Here is an 18,781-nt window from a genome sequence, read left to right on the forward strand (position 1 = left end):
TCCTTGTTCCGTTTCAGGTGCGTGCTCAGGCCGGGGCGCGCTCGCTGGCGGCCACGAGTTCGTGGTGATAGCGGCCGGTATGCAGCGACGACGGGCCGAGGCGCGCGTACTTGAACATCAGCTTGATCTCGATGACGAACAGCGCCGTGTAGAACGCGATGAAACCGGCGAGGCTCAGGTACAGGTCCGTCGAAGTCAGGCTGGACGCGGACAGATGCGTCGGCAGGATGCCCGCGATCGTCCACGGCTGGCGGCCGAGCTCGGCGACGACCCAGCCGAATTCCGCGGCGAGCCACGGCAGCGGGATCGCCCACACCGCATAGCGCAGGAACCAGCGGCGGTTGTCCTGCAGCAGCTGCCGGCGCGCACAGAGCCAGAACGCGGCGACGAAGGTCGCGAGGAACAGGAAGCCGAGGAACACCATGATCCGGAACGAGAAGAACACGGGCGCGACCGGCGGGATCGTCTTCTTCGCGGCGGCCTTGATCTGCTCCGGCGTCGCATCGACCACGTTCGGCGTGAACTGCTTGAGCATCAACCCGTAGCCGAGATACTGCTTGTGCTGGTCGAACAGTGCGCGGGTCGCATCGCTCGTGTCGCCTTCCTTGATCTTCTGCAGGGCGCCGTACGCGAGCATCCCGCTCTGGATGTGCTCCTCGCTGCGCTTCGCGAGCTCGCGCAGGCCGATCACCGGCTCGTCGATCGAGCGCGTCGCGATCAGGCCGAGCGCATACGGGATCTTGATCGCGTAGTCGGTGCGCTCTTCCTTCTGGTTCGGAATGCCGATCAGCGTGAACGAGGCCGGTGCCGGCTGGGTTTCCCATTCCGATTCGATCGCGGCGAGCTTCATCTTCTGCACTTCGCCGGTCGTATAGCCCGACTCGTCGCCGAGCACGATCACGCACAGCGTCGCCGCGAGGCCGAAGCCGGCCGCGACCGCGAACGAACGCAGCGCGAAGTCGGTGTCGCGCTTCTTCAGCAGGTACCACGACGAGATGCCGAGCACGAACATCGCGGCCGTCACGTAGCCGGCCGACACGGTGTGCACGAACTTCACCTGCGCGACCGGGTTGAACAGCACGTCGAACAGGCTCGTCAACTCCATGCGCATCGTCTGGTAGTTGAACTCGGCGCCGACCGGGTTGTTCATCCAGCCGTTCGCGACGAGGATCCACAGCGCGGACAGGTTCGAGCCCAGCGCGACGAGGAACGTGACCATCAGGTGCTTGACCTTCGACAGGCGGTTCCAGCCGAAGAAGAACAGGCCGACGAACGTCGATTCGAGGAAGAACGCCATCAGGCCTTCGACCGCGAGCGGCACGCCGAAGATGTCGCCGACGTAGTGCGAGTAGTACGACCAGTTCGTGCCGAACTGGAATTCGAGCGTGATGCCGGTCGTCACGCCCATCGCGAAGTTGATCCCGAACAGCTTGCCCCAGAACTGGGTCATGTCCTTGTAGACCTGTTTGCCGGTCATCACGTAGACGGCTTCCATGATGACGAGCAGCCAGGACAGGCCGAGCGTCAGCGGCACGAACAGGAAGTGGTAGAGCGCCGTGATGCCGAACTGCAGACGCGACAGATCGACGACTTCGCTACTTATCATGGTGGTCTCCCTCGGTGGGTGCAGGCGCCGGCACCGAGAGCAGCTTCTCGGCGACGGCGGCAGGCGGAAGCGACATGTGCTCGGCCTGCGGATGATTGAAGAATGCGTATTTGAGCGACATCAGGAGGATCAGCTTGACGATCAACACCAGGCTGATGTCGCGGGCGAGGGTCGGGCCGCGTGCCCACGCGGCGATGCGCGCACGCCAGCCGATCGTACCGGCCGGCCGCGGGGGAGGCGGCGCAGGCTCTTTATTGATCGAGATCAAGGCGATTATCCTGAATCGATGTAGGTCGGAATTGGGGCGACTTTACGTCGGATTTATGACGGCCGTGAAGCTGTTTTAATCCTTTTGCGCCTGACATGCCAATTTTAAAAGGACTGCTTTCCGATGCCGAGTGCTGCGCTGCGGCAGACCGTCGCGAAACACGGGCCGAAACTTGAGGCAGATCAAGCTTATGCGGAAGGGGCCCGCGAACCGTCCAATACCTGATCAAACAGGTCGATTAATCGACGGAGAAACGAGCGAAGAGGCGGGCGGAAAGGCGAGTGATAAACCGGCCAAAAACCGGTGAAAAAGGCGGGCAAAAAAAACGCTGCCGGTCAGGCAGCGGTTTTCGATGAGGCGCTTTGAATCGCCAGTGATTTACGCGTATTCGGCGAGGGCAGTGCGCATCTTTTTCATTGCGCTCGCCTCGATCTGGCGGATGCGTTCCGCCGACACGCCGAACTCGGCGGCGAGATCGTGCAGCGTCGAGCCGCCCGAGCCGTCGTCGTCGACGTGCAGCCAGCGTGCCTCGATGATGCGGCGGCTGCGCGCGTCGAGCGCGTCGAGTGCCTGCGCGATGCCGTCCGTCTGCAGCGAGTCGCGCTGACGCGCGGCGAGCACGGCGGTCGGTTCGTTGTGCGAGTCGGCCAGGTAGGCGATCGGTGCGTACGACTCCTCGCCGTCTTCGACCTGCCCTTCGAGCGCGATATCGCCGCCCGACAGGCGCGTTTCCATTTCGGTCACGTCTTCGCGCTTGACGTTGAGCTCTTGTGCGAGGCCGTCGATTTCCTCGGGCGTCATCGCCTGCATGCTCTTCTTGTGGCTGCGCAGGTTGAAGAACAGCTTGCGTTGCGCCTTCGTCGTCGCGACCTTCACCATGCGCCAGTTGCGCAGGATGTACTCGTGGATCTCGGCCTTGATCCAGTGGATCGCGTACGACACGAGACGCACGTTCTGGGCCGGATCGAAGCGCTTCACGGCCTTCATCAGGCCGATGTTGCCTTCCTGGATCAGGTCGCCGTGCGGCAGGCCGTACCCGAGATAGTTGCGCGCGATCGACACGACGAGCCGCAGGTGCGACAGCACGAGGCGGCGTGCCGAGTCGAGATTGTTGCTTTCGCGGAATTCGGTCGCGTACTGGCGTTCCTCTTCTGCCGTCAGCAGCGGAATGCGATTGACGGCCTGGATATACGCGTCGATGTTGCCAAGCTGGCCCGGCAACATCGATTGAGCTGCGAGCGCCAGCGAGCCTGCCGATTCGGCCTTGGCCGGCGTCGGGCTCAGGGTGTTCGGGAGGGTCAGGGCGTTGCTCACTAAAAACTCCTTTGGAATCAGGGACAAACCCCCGGTCTCGAATGAGATTCCGTGGGGCATCTTAGCACTCCCGCAAGCTGAGTGCTAATTCCTTAGAGCAAGCGTGGGCATCGGAGTTCCCGTTTTTCTATCGAGTTAGTCGAGTCGATAGTCTATTCTGCGACAGGGGAGGTGAGGCGAAGTTCCGTAAGCCGTTGTTTCAGATGGAAATCAGTAGACGATTTCAATTTTTGTTGTTTTGGAAGGAAGCCATTTCGCTTCGTGATGCCGATCCGAAAAGTCCTTTACCATACCATTCAGTTCGCTCGAACCGGCCGCAGCGGCAGGTTCCATTCAACCCACAAAGTTGGAGTGTCAGATGAACAATAAGAAGAATCGCCGGCCCCGCAGCCGGCTTGTCCTGCACGCGATGCTGGCGGCGTCCCTTCTGGGAGGATCGGGCGCGGCATTCGCGGATCGGTGGGGGATTCAGGCGGGCGGCGGTTTTTCGGATCGCCACGGGGTCGACAAGGGCGATCTCGGCGTGGTGTGGGATCCGGGCTGGAACTGGTGGGAAATGGGCGGTTGGCACTTCGCGTTCGTCGTGGAAGGGCACGCCGGCTACTGGCACACGGGCGGCAACGTTCACGGCAGCATCGGCGAATTCGGCGTGACGCCGTTGTTCCGCTTCATCAAGAGCGCCGGGGAGATTCGCCCGTTCATCGAGGCCGGCGGCGGCGTCCGGCTGCTGACGCACCCGACGATCTCGGATCATTTCTCGCTCGGGACCGCGTTCCAGTTCTCGCCGACCGCGGGGGTGGGCGTGCAGTTCGGCCAACGGCAACAGTATCAGGTCGGCTACCGTTTTGAACATGTGTCTAACGCGGGTATCAAAGAGCCGAATCCTGGTATAAATTTCCACCAGTTCTACGTGCAGTACAACTTCTGATCCGCACGCCCGCGCACGGCGTGCGCGTTGCCGAGGAGTCAGGCGATGGCGAAGGTGATCGATGCGATCCGCGCGCTCGAGCGCGATCGGTTCCGGGCGATGGTGGACGGCGACGGCGAGGCGCTCGGCGCGCTTTTGTCGGACAAGGTGTTCTTCGTGCACACCAACGGCAAACGCGAAACCAAGCAGCAGTTCATCGACGCCATCGTCGCCGGCCGCCGCCGCTATCGCCAGATCGAAATCCAGTCGCAGGACGTGCTGCCCGTCGGCGATGAAACCTGCGTCGTCACCGGGCGTGCGTTGATCGAGATGGAAACGAACAACGGCGGCCTGGTCTTCCCGATTGCGTATACCTCCGTCCACACCCACGAACAGGGCCGCTGGAGCCTGTTCGCGTGGCAGGCGACGCGGTGCGCGACCGAGACATGAGCGCGCGTGGCGCCCGTTTTCATGTCCCTCGAAGCGGCCTTCTGGGCCGCTTTTTGCTGCCTCGTGCGGCGCGGATCGCGCGGCGCACGAGCGGTCACGCACCGCTCGCTGACGTTTGAACCCTGAAACGGAACCGGCCGTCAGGCCGCCGCGCGGCGATCCGCGCAGTGCCAGGCCGAGCGGTTGATCGCGCTGACGAGCGCATCGAGCGCGGCGCCCGACGCATCGGCGTGCAGGCCGACGCCGTGCCGCAGCGGCGCATCGCCGACCCGGCAGCCCACCGATACCGCGATCCGCCCATCCGTCGTGCGCGCGTGTTCGCACGAAGCAATGTCGATCGCGACGCCGGCGGCGGCCGCGAATGCAGCGGCCAAACGTCGCACGGCATCGTCAGGCGCGATATCCGCCGCGGGCGCCGTCGCGATCTCGCGGTTCCGCCAGCGTGCGCCGTTGCCGTGGCGCGCGGCCGGGCCGTCGGTCTCGAAGAATTCGCGCGCGAACAGCGCGCAGATCGCGTCGCCCGTCACTTCCTCGCCCGACGCGTCGGCAAGCGTCTGCACCGCGTGGCTGAATTCGATCTGCACGCGCCGCGTCGGCGTGAAGCCCATCCCGCGTTCGAGCAGGAACGTCGCGCCGCCCTTGCCGGACTGGCTGTTGACGCGGATCACCGCGTCGTAGCTGCGGCCGAGGTCGGCCGGGTCGATCGGCAGGTACGGCACTTCCCACGGCGCGTCTGGGCGCTGCTGCGCGAAGCCCTTGCGGATCGCGTCCTGGTGCGAGCCTGAGAACGCGGTGAACACGAGGTCGCCCGCGTACGGGTGGCGCGGATGCACCGGAATCTGGTTGCAGCGTTCGACGACGCGGCGCACCGCGTCGATGTCGGAGAAGTCGAGGCCCGGGTCGATGCCCTGCGTGTAGAGGTTCAGCGCGAGCGTGACGAGATCGACGTTGCCGGTACGCTCGCCGTTGCCGAACAGGCAACCCTCGATGCGGTCGGCGCCCGCGAGCAGCGCAAGTTCGGCCGCCGCGACCGCCGTGCCGCGGTCGTTGTGCGGATGCACGGACAGCACGATGCTGTCGCGATACGCGAGGTTGCGGTCCATCCATTCGATCTGGTCGGCGAACACGTTCGGGCTCGCGGCTTCGACGGTGGCCGGCAGGTTGACGATCATCTTGTGGTCGCGGGTCGGGCGCCAGGTTTGCGCGACCGCGTCGCAGACCTCGCGCGCGAACGTCAGCTCGGTCATGCTGAAGGTTTCCGGCGAGTACTGGAAGGTCCACTGCGTGTCGGGGCGCGCGGCGGCGTGCTCCTTGATGATGCGCGTGCCGTCGATCGCGAGCGCCTTCACGTCGGCCTTCGACATCCCGAACACGATGCGGCGGAACGACGGGCAGACCGCGTTGTACAGGTGCACGATCGCGCGCGGCACGCCCTCGAGCGCGTCGAACGTGCGTGCGATCAGGTCCTCGCGCGCCTGCACGAGCACTTCGATCGTCACGTCGTCGGGAATCCGCTTGTCGTCGATCAGCTTGCGGACGAAATCGAAGTCGGTTTGCGACGCCGACGGAAAGCCGACTTCGATCTCCTTGAACCCGATCGCGACCAGCATCTCGAAGAATTCGAGCTTCTGCTCGATGCTCATCGGCTCGATCAGCGACTGGTTGCCGTCGCGCAGGTCGGTGCTCATCCAGACGGGCGCGCGCTCGATGGTGCGCGACGGCCATTTGCGGCCATTGAGGCGGACGGGCTCGAACGGACGGTACTTGTCTTGCGGATTGCGCTGCATCTTCTGGACCTCGGGTCTCAAGTCGCGAGCGAAGACGGGCGGCATGGGCGACGGTTGGCGCTGCCTCGCTCCGCGGCACGTGAGCGCGCTGCGGATGCGGATGATCTTCGCGAATCGGCCGACGGATAGACGGACGAATGCTGACGACTTCGGGTTGTAAAAACTGCGAGAGGGGTACTGCGAGGAACTGCTGGGAGGACCGTGCGGACAGCACACGGCGCTACGACAGCCTTAGGCTAGTCGTAGCGATAGCGGCCGCGCTAGGCGGCCGGAGGTAATTCGGAGGGTGTTCGGAAAGGAACGCATGACGGCAACTCTATGCCAGGATGCGCCCGCGTGTCAAATGCCCGGCGCGCGGGGCCGGTTCGCGGGCGTGCCGTCAGCGCGCGATGCGGGTGATCTGCACGATCGTCGCGACCTGGCGGGCGACGGTGTCGGGCACCGGCACCTCGCCGCGCAATACGGCGTCCGTCCACGCGGCCGTCGTGGCCGCATCGCGCGATTCGGGCAGGGCGACGGGGGGCGCATCGGTCGACGAGCGCTCGGCCTCGATCAGCGTGTCGCACACGCCGTCGTGCAGCCAGTCGACCTGCACCTGGCGCCGCGTGTCGGCAACGGCTTCGCCCTCGGTGCCGCGCGCCAGCAGCGCGCCGCCGAGCGCGGCGTCCGGATGGTCGCGGAACAGCTGCGCAAGGCTGTCGCGGTACGGCGGATGCGTGTAGTTGACGAGCCGCAGGCCGGCCGGTGCGAACGGCTGCAGGATCTTCACGAGCGTGTGCGTCGAATTGCGCACGCCGAGCACGCGACGCATCGACAGCAGGCGGGCGATGCGCGGCGCCAGCACCTCGATCGACGCGAACGCGACGCGGCGCTCGGCAAGCGTGTCCTCGATCGCATCGTGCGACGCCGACGGCGCGAGCGACAGCGCCGAGAAGATCTCGGCGCTCGTCACGCGGCCCGGATCCTGCTCGACACCATGCACGAGCACCGGCACGCCTTCGCGTGCGAGCAGCAGTGCGAGCAGCGGCACGAGGTTCGGCTGCTTGCGCGCGCCGTTGTAGCTCGGGATCGCGACGGGGCGGAACGCCGCGTCCTGTACGTGCACGGGCTCGAAGGACGCCTGCGCGGCGGCGAGCATCGCGGCCAGCTCGTCGGCGGATTCGCCCTTCAGCCGATAGGCGATCAGGATCGCGCCCAGTTCGACATCCGACACGCGCGCGTCGAGCATCGCGCGATAGAGCTCGAACGTGTCCTCGGCGGACAACGCGCGGGCGCCGTTCGGGCCGCGGCCGATTTCCTTGATGAAGCGGGCGCACGGGAACGGGACGGCGGCGGGATCGTGGGAAGCGGTCATCGGGGCGTGGGGCGGGCGGCCGGCATCGGGCCGCGCTGTGAGCGGTGAGGAATGCCCGAGTATCGCATGGGCACGGCCGGCGCAAGCAAGGGGGCGCATCGCGGCGCGCTACACTCTGGTTCCCGGCGGTGCGCGCGCCGGCTGCGCCGCGCCCGTGCCGTTGCCGGCCGAATACGACTACGAGAGACATCCCATGAAGCTTTACAGCTATTTCCGCAGTTCCGCGTCGTACCGCGTGCGGATCGCCCTGAACCTGAAGCAGCTGCCGTTCGACTATGTTCCCGTGCACATGCTGCGTGACGGCGGCGAGCAACTGAAGGACGCGTACCGCGCGCTGAATCCGGACGCGGTCGTGCCGACGCTGACCGACGGCGACGCGACGCTGCAGCAGTCGCTCGCGATCATCGAATATCTCGAGGAAACCCATCCGGAACCGGCGCTGCTGCCGAAGCAGCCGGTCGATCGCGCCTATGTGCGTGCGGTCGCGCTGCAGATCGCGTGCGAAATCCATCCGCTCAACAACCTGCGCGTGCTGAAGTACCTGAAGCACACGCTGAAGGTGTCCGAAGAGGCGAAGAACGCGTGGTACCGGCACTGGATCGAGGCGGGCTTCGAATCGCTCGAGACGCGTCTCGCGAGCGATCCGCGCACCGGCAAGCTGTGTTTCGGCGACTCGCCGACACTCGCCGACGTGTGCCTCGTGCCGCAGGTGTTCAACGCGAACCGCTTCTCGATCGATACGACGCGTTATCCGACGATCCAGCGGATCGTCGACCATGCGTCGACGCTCGATGCGTTCAAGGCCGCCGAGCCCGGCGCGCAGCCCGACGCCGAATGAGCGCGGTGCGCCCGGCATGCATGACCGGGCGCGCATGAAAAAGGGCGCCCGAAGGCGCCCCGTGCGATGCGTGCCGGCGGTGTTCAGCCGAGCAGCGCGTCCGCGAATTCGACCGCGCTGAACGGCTGCAGATCCTCGACCTTCTCGCCGACGCCGATGAAGTAGACCGGCACCGGGCGCTGCCGCGCGATCGCGGCGAGAATCCCGCCCTTCGCGGTGCCGTCGAGCTTCGTGACGATGAGGCCGGTGAGGCCGAGCGCGTCGTCGAATGCCTTGACCTGCGTGAGCGCGTTCTGGCCGGTGTTCGCGTCGATCACCAGCAGCACTTCGTGCGGCGCGCCGTCGTGCGCCTTCGAGATCACGCGCTTCACCTTCTTCAGCTCTTCCATCAGGTGGAGCTGCGTCGGCAGGCGGCCGGCCGTGTCGGCCATCATCACGTCGATCTTGCGCGCGCGCGCGGCGCTGACCGCGTCGAAGATCACCGCGGCCGGATCGCCGCTTTCCTGCTGCACGACCGTCACGTTGTTGCGCTCGCCCCAGACCGCCAGCTGTTCGCGCGCTGCCGCGCGGAACGTGTCGCCTGCGGCCAGCAGCACCGACTGGTCGAAGCTCTGCAGATGCTTTGCGAGCTTGCCGATGCTGGTCGTCTTGCCTGCACCGTTCACGCCGGTGATCATCATCACGAGCGGCTGCGCGCGGCCGAGCATCAGCGACTTCTCGAGCGGCGTCAGCAATTCGACGAGCAGGTCGTGCAGCGCAGCCTTCACCTGCTGCGGGTCGGTCAGGCGGCCCGCGCGCACCTTTTCGCGTAGCGCGCCGAGCAGGTACTCGGTCGCGTCGACGCCCGCGTCGGACATCAGCAGCGCGGTTTCGAGCTCCTCGTACAGATCCTCGTCGATCTTCGTGTTGACGAAGACGCCGGTGATGCTCGAGCCCGTCTTGGCGAGCCCCGTTTTCAGGCGGGCGAGCCACGATTTCTTCGCGGTGGCGTCCTGCAGCGGCGGCGGAACGATTTCGACCGTCTCGACGACTTCGTCGCGCCCGTCGTTGGTCGGCGTGACCGTCATCACGACGGCCGGCGCGGCCGGTTGCGCGGGCGCTTGCGGCACCTCGGCCGCAGGCGGGGCCTCGACCGCGGGCGCATCGGACGGTTCGTCCGTTTGCTGCGCGTCGGCCGATTGCGATTCCGCCGGATCGGGCTCCTGCGTTTTCTTGAATCGTTTGAAGAAGCTGAACATGGTCTGACGTCGGGAAGAGGGCGGGCCGCCGCCAGAAGCGGGGCACCGGACGGGCCGTCCTGCGTTCGCGCGGGCGCGGCGCACGGCGGCCGAAACCGTGCATTTTATCAGTGCGGCGTGGCGCTCGCGTCAGTGCGCGCCGCCGCTGTGGTAACGTGCGCCTGTTTGGCGGTGCGCCCCTGCGCGCGCCCGGTCCCTCCGTCGTCGATATTCCGTATGTCCCGTTCCTCTTCCGGCCGCCCGGCGGCCCCTTCCAGCCGCGGCAAGCCGCACACGATCCGCATCATCGGCGGCGACTGGAAACGTACGCCGCTCGCGGTGCTCGATCTCGACGGCCTGCGGCCGACGCCCGATCGCGTGCGCGAGACGCTGTTCAACTGGCTCGGCCAGGATCTCGAAGGCCGCCGCTGCCTCGACCTGTTCGCGGGCACGGGCGCACTCGGTTTCGAGGCCGCGTCGCGCGGCGCGGCGAGCGTCGTGATGGTCGAGCGCCATCCACGCGCCGCGCAGCAGCTGCGTACGATCAAGGACAAGCTCGGTGCGCGCGCGGTCGAGGTCGCGGAGGCGGACGCGTTGCGGCTCGCGGCCGGGCTCACGCCGGGCGCGTTCGACGTCGTGTTTCTCGATCCGCCGTTCGGCGAACCGGCGGTGCTCGATCGCGCGGTCGCGCTGGCGGCGCCGCTCGTCGCGGCGGGCGGCGCGCTGTACGTCGAAACGGGCGCGGAACTCGACCCGGCCGCGCATGATGCGCTCGCGGGCTGGGAGGTGGTGAAGCACGGCAAGGCCGGTGCGGTTCACTATCATTTGCTGCGGCGCGAAAATGATGAATAATGCGCGTTCCATACGAGGCGGCGCGCTGCAAAGGCGACGCATGCCCATCTCGGCAGTCGCGTGCGCATGGCACCGCTGCCATCCCGTTTGCGTGATGACAGGAGGAGCGACATGGTAGTCGCCGTGTATCCCGGTACGTTCGATCCGCTGACGCGCGGGCACGAAGACCTCGTGCGGCGTGCGTCGAGCATTTTTGATACGCTGGTGGTCGGTGTGGCCGACAGCCGCGCGAAAAAGCCGTTCTTCTCGCTGGAAGAACGTCTGACGATTGCGAACGAGGTGCTCGGCCATTACCCGAACGTGAAGGTGATGAGTTTCACCGGCCTCCTGAAGGACTTCGTCCGCACCAACAACGCACGCGTGATCGTGCGCGGCCTGCGTGCCGTGTCCGATTTCGAATATGAGTTCCAGATGGCGGGGATGAACCGCTATCTGTTGCCCGACGTCGAGACGATGTTCATGACGCCGTCCGACCAGTACCAGTTCATCTCGGGCACGATCGTGCGCGAAATCGCGCAGTTGGGCGGTGATGTCAGCAAGTTCGTGTTCCCGTCCGTCGAGAAGTGGCTGACCGAGAAAGTGACGGCGATGGGAGGCCCTGCCGCGTGACGCGGTGCCGGCCGGTTTCGTCGCGAAGCCGGCCGCCGGCCTGAAGAAGTGAGATCAGTATGGCTTTGATGATTACCGACGAGTGCATCAATTGCGACGTGTGCGAGCCCGAGTGCCCGAACGGCGCGATTTCGATGGGCCCGGACATCTACGTGATCGACCCGAACAAGTGCACCGAGTGCGTCGGCCATTTCGACGAACCGCAGTGCCAGCAGGTGTGTCCGGTCGAATGCATTCCGCGCGATCCGCAGCATGACGAATCGCACGCGCAATTGATGGAGAAGTATCACGCGTTGATCGCCGTGAAAGGCGACGACGCGTCGTGACCCCGTGGTGACGCGCGCGCCTGGGTTGTTCGGCACGCACGTCACGCATCCGGATCGGCGCCGCCTGGCGCCGGTTTCTTCATGTCAGGCCAGCAGCTCGCGCAATGCCGCGACGAGCGTATCGCATTCGGCATCGGTGCCGACGGTGATGCGCAGGTGCTGGTCGATTCGCGGCAGCCCGAAGTGCCGCACGAAAATTTCCCGTTCCTTCAGTTTGGCCGCGATGGCGCCCGCGTCGTGCGCGGGATGGCGTGCGAACACGAAATTCGCGGCCGACGGCACGACGTCGAAGCCGAGCGTGCCGAGCGCGTGCGTGAGCCGCGTCCGGCTGTCGATCACGCGCCGGCAGGTTGCGCTGAAATAATCGGTGTCTTCGTATGCCGCCTGCGCGGCGACTTGCGCGAGCCGGTCGAGCGGGTACGAGTTGAAGCTGTCCTTCACGCGGTTCAGCGCGTCGATCAGCGCGGCATCGCCGAATGCGAAACCAACGCGCATGCCCGCGAGCGAGCGTGCCTTCGACGTCGTGTGCACGACGAGCAGGTTCGGGTAGCGATCGATCAGCGCAATCGCGGACTGCGCGCCGAAGTCGACGTAGGCTTCGTCGATCACGACGACCGATGACGGATTCGCGGCCGCGATCCGCTCGACATCCGCGAGCGGCAGCGCGCGCCCGGTCGGCGCGTTCGGGTTCGGAAACAGCACGCCGCCGGCATCGTCGAGATAGTCGTCGACACGGATCGAGAGGTCATCCGCGAGCGGCACGACCGTCGTCTCGACGCCGTACAGGCGTGCATAGGTCGGATAGAAGCTGTACGTGATGTCGGGGAAGCGCAGCGGCCGGTCGTGCTTGAGCAACGCCTGGAATGCGTGCGCGAGCACCTCGTCGGAGCCGTTGCCGACGAACACCTGCTCGGGCTGGATGCGGTGATGGGCCGCGACCGTCTCGCGCAGTGCGCGTGCAACCGGGTCCGGATAGCGGCGCAGCGTGTCGCCGGTCGCGCCGAGTTCGCGCGCGATCGCCGCGACGACGCGCGGCGACGGCGGATAGGGATTTTCGTTGGTGTTCAGCTTGACCGGGTGTGCGAGTGCGGGCTGCTCGCCCGGCACGTAAGGCACGAGTTGCTGAACGACGTCGCTCCAGTAACGGCTCACCGCTTGGCTCCTGTCGGGCAAAGCGACCAGATTACCGCAAGTGTGCGCAGGATGGGGCGGACCGGGCCGCCCGGCGACGCCGGACGGCGCGACGGTCGTGGTGGAGCGTGCGGTCAGTTGCGATGCAGCTGCATCGTCGCGCGGTCGAGTTCGCCCTTGACGACCATCGGCATCACGGCGAGCGCGCGTTCGATCGACGCGTCGATCACGTCCTGTTCCTCGCGGCGCGGCGGCTTCAGCACGAAGTTCGCGACATCGGGCTTCGCGCCGGCGCGGGCGCTTTCCGGAATCAGGTCGCGCGGATGGCCGATGCCGATTCGCAGCCGCCAGTACTGTTGCGACGACAGGTGTGCGGTGATGTCCTTCAGGCCGTTGTGGCCGCCGCTGCCGCCGCCGAGCTTCAGCTTCACGGTGCCGGGCGGCAGGTCGAGCTCGTCGTGTGCGACGAGGATCTGGTCGGGCAGGATCTTGAAGAACTGGGCGAGCGCGACGACCGACTGGCCGGAGCGGTTCATGTAGGTTTGCGGCTCGAGCAGGTGGACTTCCTCACCGTGCAGGCGCGCTTTCGCGTAGAAGCCATGGAAGCGGCGTTCGTCGCGCAGCGTCGCGCCTGCTTCGCGGGCAAGCTGGTCAATCAGCCAGAAGCCGGCGTTGTGGCGCGTCGCGGTGTATTCCGCCCCGGGATTGCCGAGGCCGACGATCAATTTGATCATGACGTTTCGAAGGCGGCAGCCGCCGCCTGGGCGCAGAAAAAGAAAAACCCGCCGGGCAAGCCGCGGCGGGTTGCGTCGACCGTTTCGTGAAACGGATCGATGGGGCGCGTAGGCAGCCGCTTAGGCAGCCGGCGTTTCGCCTTCGGCTGCGTCCGACACGGCACCAGCCGGGACCGTCGCCGATGCGACAACCGGGTTTTCCGCATCGACGTGCGCGACCAGCGCGACGCCCTTCGGCAGTGCGATGTCCTTCGCGTGCAGCGATTGACCGGCTTCGATCTTCGACAGGTCGACTTCGAGGAACTCCGGCAGGTCAGCCGGCAGGCACTCGATTTCGATTTCCGTCGCGACGTGCGAAACGATCGCGCTCGACAGCTTCACGGCCGGGCTGATTTCAGCGTTCAGGAAGTGCAGCGGAGCCTTCGTGTGCAGCTTCTTCTTCGCGTCAACGCGCTGGAAGTCCACGTGCAGCACCAGTTGCTTGAACGGGTGGTATTGCACGTCGCGCAGCAGAACCTGTTGCGACTGGCCAGCCACTTCGAGGTCGAGGATCGACGAGTGGAAAGCTTCCTTCTTCAGGGCGTGCCACAGGGCGTTGTGATCGAGTTCGATCTTTTGCGGGGCTGCTTCGCCACCGTAAACGATACCCGTGGTCTTACCGGCGTTGCGCAGGCGGCGGCTCGCACCCGTACCTTGCTGTTGGCGCTCGAAAGCGACGACTTTCATATGATTCTCCAATGGCTGCCCGCGACCAGGCAGTAAAACGGGGCCGTCAAATGTCGGCCCCCGATGAAGCGGACGGGGTTTCGTCTATCCCGTCCGATTGTGCAAAAAGCGAAGCGTTGCCGCTTCGCTTTCTGCGCATGCTTTGTTCAGTCGATTCGCGATCAGGATTCCGCGAACAGCGACATCACCGAATCGCCGCGGCGGATCCGCGAGAACGTTTCGGCCAGCAGGCTCGCGCTCGTCAGTGCACGGATCTTCGAGCAGCCGAGCGATTCGGCGGACAGCGGGATCGTGTCGGTGACCACCAGCTCGTCGAGTGCCGATGCGGCGATGCGGTCACCGGCGCCACCCGACAGCACCGGGTGCGTCGCGTAGGCGAAAACCTGTTTCGCGCCGCGCTCCTTCAGCACTTGCGCGGCCTTGCAGAGCGTGCCTGCCGTATCGACCATGTCGTCCATGATCACGCAGGTGCGGCCTTCGACTTCACCGATGATGTTCATCACCTCGGAGACGTTCGCCTTCGGGCGACGCTTGTCGATGATCGCGAGATCGCAGTTGAGCTGCTTCGCGAGTGCCCGGGCACGCACCACGCCGCCGACGTCCGGCGACACGACGAGCAGATCCGGGTAGTTCTGCTTGCGCAGGTCACCCAGCAGGATCGGCGTTGCGTAGATGTTGTCGACCGGGATGTCGAAGAAGCCTTGAATCTGGTCGGCGTGCAGATCCATCGTGATGATCCGCTCGACGCCGGCGATTTCCAGCATGTTCGCGACGACCTTTGCCGAGATCGCAACGCGCGCCGAACGCGGGCGGCGATCCTGACGGGCGTAGCCGAAGTAGGGGATGGCTGCAGTGATCCGGCCGGCGGATGCGCGCTTGAGCGCATCGACCATGATCATCAGTTCCATCAGGTTGTCGTTCGTCGGTGCGCACGTGGATTGCAGGACGAAGACGTCCTTGCCGCGCACGTTTTCCTGGATCTCGACCTGGATCTCGCCGTCGGAGAAACGGCTGACCATTGCTTTGCCGAGGGGGATACCAAGGATATTGACGACTTCCTGGGCGAGCGCGGGATTCGCGTTGCCAGTAAAGACCATCAGGCCATCATGGCTGTGGCTGCTCATCGTGCACCTGCTTCAGGCTTGGGCGGGAAATGCGGGAAAATTTTTGGCAGGGGAGGAAGGACTCGAACCCTCGCATGCCGGAATCAAAATCCGGTGCCTTGACCAACTTGGCGACTCCCCTACACTTAACTGACTGCTTCACCGAACTCGTGTAGGCCGTTCGGCAAAGTAAAACTTCATGACGCGAAAGCGAAGAGCGGATGCTCGTTCAGGCTCTCGGCAACTTCACCCTTCCAACTGGCGGGCAGCTTGGCTTTCGCCGCTTCTGCCTCGTGCTTGCTGTGAAACGCTGCAAACACGCTTGCTCCGGAGCCGGTCATCCTCGCGGGGGTCAAATCATACAACCTTTTAACCACCTGCGCAACTTCCGCGTACTTCCTTGTTACAACTTCCTGCATGTCGTTCCGGCCGAAGCTATCTGGCCATCCCGCATCGCTGGTTTGCTGTGCAAGAAAGTCAGCAATTGTGACGGGCTTCGTATCTCTTGTCAACAACTCATCTGAAAATATTTCAGCGGTCGGGACATGAACGCTTGGCGTCACAACCAAGAACCAGCGAGTCGGCAATTGTACCTCAGCTAATTCTTCTCCGATACCCTCTGCGAACGCATTTTTTCCAAAAATAAAAAACGGAACGTCTGCGCCGAGTTTGACCGCGAGCGACTGAAGCTCGGCGCGCGGCAGGTCGAGTCGCCACAGGCGGTTCAGTGCGAGCAGCGTCGTTGCGGCGTCGGAGCTGCCGCCGCCAAGGCCGGCCCCCATCGGCAGGCACTTGTCGATCTCGATGTCGACGCCGTGCGCGGTGCCCGTATGTGCTTTCAGCAGGTTGGCCGCGCGCACGACGAGGTCGCTTTCCTCGGGCACGCCGGGCACGTCGGTGACGCGCGCGACGCGACCGTCGTCGCGCAGCGTGAAATGCAGCGTGTCGCCCCAGTTCAGCAACTGGAACACGCTCTGCAGATCGTGATAGCCGTTCGGGCGGCGGCCGGTGATGTGCAGGAACAGGTTGAGTTTCGCGGGCGCAAGGCAATTGCGCAGCGAGCGGGTCGAATCGGTCATGCGTATGTCTGGGCTGGGCCGGTGCTCACTGGTCGAGCACGAGCTTGATGTCGAGCGGCGGGGTCGCGCGCACGAGGTTGACGCGTTTGACGCCCGTGGCCGGGGCATCCGCGTAGGCGAGGTAGTCGATCGTCCAGCCGTCCTGGCGGATCTGCTTGACGCGCGTGCCGTCGGCCGGGTCGCGCACCGTCTCCGCAGGGGTCGCGGGCGCGGCCGTGGGCAGCAGCCAGTAGCGCAGGCCCGCGAGCGGCAGTTCGAAGCCGAGCGTTTTCTGCATCAGGTCGCCGACGTCCGGCGCATATTGCGTCGGACGGTTCGGCAATTCGAGCGATGCCGCCTGCGGCGTCGATTTCACGACCGCGAGCGTCTGGCCGAGCGGGCTGCGCAGCTCGAGCGACACGTCGTCGCCGTGCTCCTGCCAGTCGAAGTTGCCGTACACGTTCTGCTGCTTGCCGAGACGGTCGTCGTACTGCACCGCGAAGCGGCCATGGTAAGCGTGCGTTGCGGCGGTCTGCAGCGGTGCGCCCGTCGGCGCGCTGGCCGACGGCGGCGTGCTCGCGCAGCCGGCGAGCGCGAGCGCCGCGCCGGCTGCGGCCAGCGTGCGCTGCGCGCGGGAGGACAGGGAAAACGTCGGGAACATCTGCATCAGAGGCCGTTGATCTGGAGGCGCTTCAGCGTCTGCACGAGCGTTTCGTTGTCCGGCTCGAGCTTCTGCGCGTCACGCCACGCGGAACGCGCGTCGTCCTGCGCGCCGCTCTTCCACAGCACTTCGCCGAGATGCGCGCCGATTTCGGCGTTCGGCTGCAGTTCGTACGCGCGCCGCAGCACCTTCGCCGCGCCGGCCGTATCGCCCATCCGGTACTTCACCCAGCCGAGACTGTCCATGATGTAGGCATCGTTCGGCGCGAGCGTCATTGCCTTGTCGATCAGCTTGCTGGCTTCGGGCAGCCGCTGGTTGCGGTCGGCGAGCGAATAGCCGAGCGCGTTGTACGCCTGCGGATTGTCGGGCTGCGTGCGGATCAGCTCGCGCAACTGCTTTTCCATCGTCGTGTAGTGGCCGGTTTTTTCGGCCGCCATCGCGTAGTCGTAGCGCAGGTCGGGATCGTCCGGGAAGTCCTGGACCGCCTGCCCGAGCCGGGCCTCGGCTTCCGGATAGCGCTTCGCGGTGAACAGGATCGACGCGTCGGTGCGAGCGACCACGGCGGCATCGCGCGGATCCGTGATCGGCAGGTTGTCGAGCACCTTGCGCGCCTCGTCGGTCTTGCCCTGTTTCTGCAGCAGTTGCGCGCGCGTGATCTGCGCGGGGAGATAGTGCTGGCTCGTCTGGTCGACCTTGTCGAGCCATTGCGACGCCTGCGCGTCGTTGTTCTGGTCGATCGCGATCTGCGCGAGGTAGATGTAGCCCTGGCCGACGTCGAGGTTCGGCTGCTTGTCGCCGAGCTGCACGTACTGCTTCAGGTAGGCGGTGGCTTCGTCGAGCTTCTTCTGCTGGATCTTGATCAGCGCGAGCGCCATCAGCGGCGTCGGATCCTTCGAGTCGAGCTTGCGCATCGTCTCGAACTGCTTCTGCGCGTCGTCGAGGCGATCGTCGGCGAGATAGAGCTGCGACAGCGCGAGCCGCGCATCGCGCGACTTCGGATTCTGCTGAACATACTTCTCGAACGACGCGATGCCCGCCGCGCGTTCCGCAGGCCCCATCTGCGACAGCATCAGGGCCGCCGGCAGGTAGTCGGGGCGGATCTGCAGCGCCTGCTTCAGCGACTGCGCGGCGCCGTCCTTGTCGTCGACCGCAAGCTGCTGGCGCGCGATCGCGAGCTGAGCCTCGGGCCGGTTCAGGTCGTTCTTCAGCATGTCCTTCAGCACCGCGAGGCCGCCGACGCGGTCGGGGCCGCGCACGAGCAGCGCCTGCAGCGCGAGGATCGCCGGGCCGCGCGTCTCGCCGGTCGCCCGGGCCAGCTCGCGCGCGAGCATCGGCTGCGCGTCGGCCGGCTTGCCGGCGAGCACCAGCAGCGCGGCGTCGACTTGCGACGCCCGGTTCGATTCCGGTGCGTACTGGCGCCACAGGTTCGCGGCGGACAGCGCGTCGGCCGGGCTCTGCGCACCGAGCGCGATCTCGGTCGCGCGCTGGGCCATGCGCGGATCGCGCGTGTCGCGGGCAAGCGCGAGGTAGGTCTGGTAGGCCGGCGCGGGCTGGTTGCGCTGGAGCGCGACCTCGGCGGCGAGCACCTGGTAGACGATCTGGCTCGTCAGCGGAACGCCGGGGAGATTCTTCTGCTCGTCCGGCATCACGTGCTCGAACGCGCCCTGCGGTTCCGCGTCGTCCGATGCCGGATCCTGCGCGTGAGCCGGGAAGGCGGTGAGGGTCCAGGCGGCGAACAGCGCGGCGCCGAGCGCACGGCGGACCGGGAAGGCGCGCGCGCCGCGCACGGCGGCGGGGCGCTTCAGAAGCAGCTTCGAGGGCAGGGTCATGGAAATCCGTT

The 18,781-nt window shown here is 65.8% G+C and carries 19 protein-coding genes and 1 tRNA gene; 6 read left to right on the top strand and 14 right to left on the bottom strand.

The genetic code is table 11. The features are described from left to right. Positions 1-25: 25 nt before the first annotated feature. The 3 genes from VK92_RS25820 to rpoH form a co-directional block, all read right to left on the bottom strand. A complete protein-coding gene (locus VK92_RS25820) occupies positions 26-1,606 on the bottom strand; it encodes a cytochrome ubiquinol oxidase subunit I (RefSeq protein ID WP_021163035.1) in 1,581 nt (526 codons plus the stop codon). Beyond that, a complete protein-coding gene (gene cydP, locus VK92_RS25825; RefSeq protein WP_027789087.1) occupies positions 1,596-1,880 on the bottom strand; it encodes a cytochrome oxidase putative small subunit CydP in 285 nt (94 codons plus the stop codon). Before cydP ends, VK92_RS25820 begins: the two co-directional genes overlap by 11 nt. Positions 1,881-2,252: 372 nt before the next feature. Further along, the gene (gene rpoH, locus VK92_RS25830; protein ID WP_021163037.1) at positions 2,253-3,188 is read right to left on the bottom strand and encodes an RNA polymerase sigma factor RpoH; all 936 of its coding nucleotides are present in this window, start codon (positions 3,186-3,188) and stop codon (positions 2,253-2,255) included. Between the two features lie 358 nt (positions 3,189-3,546). On the opposite strand from rpoH, the gene VK92_RS25835 reads away from it, so the two are divergent. Together VK92_RS25835 and VK92_RS25840 are read left to right on the top strand one after the other, a co-directional pair. Beyond that, complete coding sequence (locus tag VK92_RS25835; protein ID WP_021163039.1) at positions 3,547-4,116, top strand: acyloxyacyl hydrolase; 570 nt, start codon at positions 3,547-3,549, stop codon at positions 4,114-4,116. A 45-nt stretch (positions 4,117-4,161) separates the two neighbouring features. Beyond that, positions 4,162-4,545, top strand: coding sequence for a nuclear transport factor 2 family protein (locus tag VK92_RS25840; RefSeq protein ID WP_027789089.1), 384 nt, complete (start codon positions 4,162-4,164; stop codon positions 4,543-4,545). Positions 4,546-4,685: 140 nt separating this feature from the next. On the opposite strand, the gene leuA is transcribed toward VK92_RS25840, so the two are convergent. Together leuA and ybiB are read right to left on the bottom strand one after the other, a co-directional pair. Beyond that, entirely contained in the window at positions 4,686-6,332 is a 1,647-nt protein-coding gene (gene leuA, locus VK92_RS25845) for a 2-isopropylmalate synthase (RefSeq protein WP_048025677.1), read from the bottom strand. A gap of 379 nt (positions 6,333-6,711) precedes the next feature. Then, the gene (ybiB, locus tag VK92_RS25850; RefSeq protein ID WP_021163043.1) at positions 6,712-7,686 is read right to left on the bottom strand and encodes a DNA-binding protein YbiB; all 975 of its coding nucleotides are present in this window, start codon (positions 7,684-7,686) and stop codon (positions 6,712-6,714) included. Positions 7,687-7,879: 193 nt separating this feature from the next. Here ybiB and maiA point away from each other — a divergent pair, with 193 nt between their 5' ends. Then, a complete protein-coding gene (gene maiA, locus VK92_RS25855; protein ID WP_048025676.1) occupies positions 7,880-8,524 on the top strand; it encodes a maleylacetoacetate isomerase in 645 nt (214 codons plus the stop codon). 83 nt (positions 8,525-8,607) lie between these two features. Here maiA and ftsY read toward each other — a convergent pair whose 3' ends face one another. Beyond that, on the bottom strand, positions 8,608-9,762 hold the full coding sequence (gene ftsY, locus VK92_RS25860) for a signal recognition particle-docking protein FtsY (protein ID WP_021163045.1): 1,155 nt from the start codon (positions 9,760-9,762) through the stop codon (positions 8,608-8,610). Positions 9,763-9,978: 216 nt separating this feature from the next. Between ftsY and rsmD the strand changes: the two genes are divergently transcribed. From rsmD to VK92_RS25875, 3 genes are all read left to right on the top strand, one after another. Then, positions 9,979-10,593 (top strand): 16S rRNA (guanine(966)-N(2))-methyltransferase RsmD, encoded by a 615-nt coding sequence (gene rsmD / locus VK92_RS25865; RefSeq protein WP_048025675.1) that lies wholly within the window; start codon positions 9,979-9,981, stop codon positions 10,591-10,593. 111 nt (positions 10,594-10,704) lie between these two features. After that, positions 10,705-11,202: a pantetheine-phosphate adenylyltransferase gene (gene coaD, locus VK92_RS25870; RefSeq protein ID WP_021163047.1), complete on the top strand. Its 498-nt coding sequence runs from the start codon at positions 10,705-10,707 to the stop codon at positions 11,200-11,202. Between the two features lie 59 nt (positions 11,203-11,261). Then, positions 11,262-11,528, top strand: a complete 267-nt coding sequence (locus VK92_RS25875; protein ID WP_006477774.1) for a YfhL family 4Fe-4S dicluster ferredoxin — start codon at positions 11,262-11,264, stop codon at positions 11,526-11,528. Between the two features lie 84 nt (positions 11,529-11,612). Here the strand turns inward: VK92_RS25875 and hisC are convergent, their stop codons facing one another. From hisC to VK92_RS25915, 8 genes are all read right to left on the bottom strand, one after another. Next, positions 11,613-12,680, bottom strand: a complete 1,068-nt coding sequence (gene hisC / locus VK92_RS25880) for a histidinol-phosphate transaminase (RefSeq protein ID WP_021163049.1) — start codon at positions 12,678-12,680, stop codon at positions 11,613-11,615. 113 nt (positions 12,681-12,793) lie between these two features. After that, on the bottom strand, positions 12,794-13,393 hold the full coding sequence (gene pth / locus VK92_RS25885; RefSeq protein WP_021163050.1) for an aminoacyl-tRNA hydrolase: 600 nt from the start codon (positions 13,391-13,393) through the stop codon (positions 12,794-12,796). A gap of 120 nt (positions 13,394-13,513) precedes the next feature. Then, positions 13,514-14,119 carry a 50S ribosomal protein L25/general stress protein Ctc gene (locus VK92_RS25890; protein ID WP_021163051.1) on the bottom strand — a complete coding sequence of 202 codons (606 nt, stop codon included), beginning with the start codon at positions 14,117-14,119 and terminating at the stop codon, positions 13,514-13,516. 161 nt (positions 14,120-14,280) lie between these two features. Further along, complete coding sequence (locus tag VK92_RS25895) at positions 14,281-15,243, bottom strand: ribose-phosphate pyrophosphokinase (RefSeq protein ID WP_027789096.1); 963 nt, start codon at positions 15,241-15,243, stop codon at positions 14,281-14,283. A 44-nt stretch (positions 15,244-15,287) separates the two neighbouring features. Beyond that, positions 15,288-15,364 (bottom strand) — tRNA-Gln (locus VK92_RS25900). Positions 15,365-15,419: 55 nt separating this feature from the next. Beyond that, positions 15,420-16,301, bottom strand: coding sequence for a 4-(cytidine 5'-diphospho)-2-C-methyl-D-erythritol kinase (ispE, locus tag VK92_RS25905; protein ID WP_048025674.1), 882 nt, complete (start codon positions 16,299-16,301; stop codon positions 15,420-15,422). Positions 16,302-16,326: 25 nt separating this feature from the next. Continuing rightward, positions 16,327-16,947, bottom strand: coding sequence for a lipoprotein insertase outer membrane protein LolB (gene lolB / locus VK92_RS25910; RefSeq protein ID WP_021163054.1), 621 nt, complete (start codon positions 16,945-16,947; stop codon positions 16,327-16,329). Beyond that, complete coding sequence (locus tag VK92_RS25915; protein ID WP_048025673.1) at positions 16,947-18,770, bottom strand: tetratricopeptide repeat protein; 1,824 nt, start codon at positions 18,768-18,770, stop codon at positions 16,947-16,949. Before VK92_RS25915 ends, lolB begins: the two co-directional genes overlap by 1 nt. Between the last annotated feature and the right edge of the window lie 11 nt (positions 18,771-18,781).

The sequence above is a fragment of the Burkholderia sp. LK4 genome, from assembly GCF_001043615.1.
Taxonomy (GTDB): Bacteria; Pseudomonadota; Gammaproteobacteria; order Burkholderiales; family Burkholderiaceae; genus Burkholderia; species Burkholderia cepacia.

What these genes read in the sequence shown, in the direction of transcription:
- VK92_RS25820 (WP_021163035.1), bottom strand. Translation starts at nt 1,606, where the DNA reads ATGATAAGTAGCGAAGTCGTCGATCTGTCGCGTCTGCAGTTCGGCATC.
- VK92_RS25835 (WP_021163039.1), top strand. Translation starts at nt 3,547, where the DNA reads ATGAACAATAAGAAGAATCGCCGGCCCCGCAGCCGGCTTGTCCTGCAC.
- VK92_RS25840 (WP_027789089.1), top strand. Translation starts at nt 4,162, where the DNA reads ATGGCGAAGGTGATCGATGCGATCCGCGCGCTCGAGCGCGATCGGTTC.
- leuA (WP_048025677.1), bottom strand. Translation starts at nt 6,332, where the DNA reads ATGCAGCGCAATCCGCAAGACAAGTACCGTCCGTTCGAGCCCGTCCGC.
- ybiB (WP_021163043.1), bottom strand. Translation starts at nt 7,686, where the DNA reads ATGACCGCTTCCCACGATCCCGCCGCCGTCCCGTTCCCGTGCGCCCGC.
- maiA (WP_048025676.1), top strand. Translation starts at nt 7,880, where the DNA reads ATGAAGCTTTACAGCTATTTCCGCAGTTCCGCGTCGTACCGCGTGCGG.
- ftsY (WP_021163045.1), bottom strand. Translation starts at nt 9,762, where the DNA reads ATGTTCAGCTTCTTCAAACGATTCAAGAAAACGCAGGAGCCCGATCCG.
- rsmD (WP_048025675.1), top strand. Translation starts at nt 9,979, where the DNA reads ATGTCCCGTTCCTCTTCCGGCCGCCCGGCGGCCCCTTCCAGCCGCGGC.
- coaD (WP_021163047.1), top strand. Translation starts at nt 10,705, where the DNA reads ATGGTAGTCGCCGTGTATCCCGGTACGTTCGATCCGCTGACGCGCGGG.
- VK92_RS25875 (WP_006477774.1), top strand. Translation starts at nt 11,262, where the DNA reads ATGGCTTTGATGATTACCGACGAGTGCATCAATTGCGACGTGTGCGAG.
- pth (WP_021163050.1), bottom strand. Translation starts at nt 13,393, where the DNA reads ATGATCAAATTGATCGTCGGCCTCGGCAATCCCGGGGCGGAATACACC.
- VK92_RS25890 (WP_021163051.1), bottom strand. Translation starts at nt 14,119, where the DNA reads ATGAAAGTCGTCGCTTTCGAGCGCCAACAGCAAGGTACGGGTGCGAGC.
- VK92_RS25895 (WP_027789096.1), bottom strand. Translation starts at nt 15,243, where the DNA reads ATGAGCAGCCACAGCCATGATGGCCTGATGGTCTTTACTGGCAACGCG.
- ispE (WP_048025674.1), bottom strand. Translation starts at nt 16,301, where the DNA reads ATGACCGATTCGACCCGCTCGCTGCGCAATTGCCTTGCGCCCGCGAAA.
- lolB (WP_021163054.1), bottom strand. Translation starts at nt 16,947, where the DNA reads ATGCAGATGTTCCCGACGTTTTCCCTGTCCTCCCGCGCGCAGCGCACG.
- VK92_RS25915 (WP_048025673.1), bottom strand. Translation starts at nt 18,770, where the DNA reads ATGACCCTGCCCTCGAAGCTGCTTCTGAAGCGCCCCGCCGCCGTGCGC.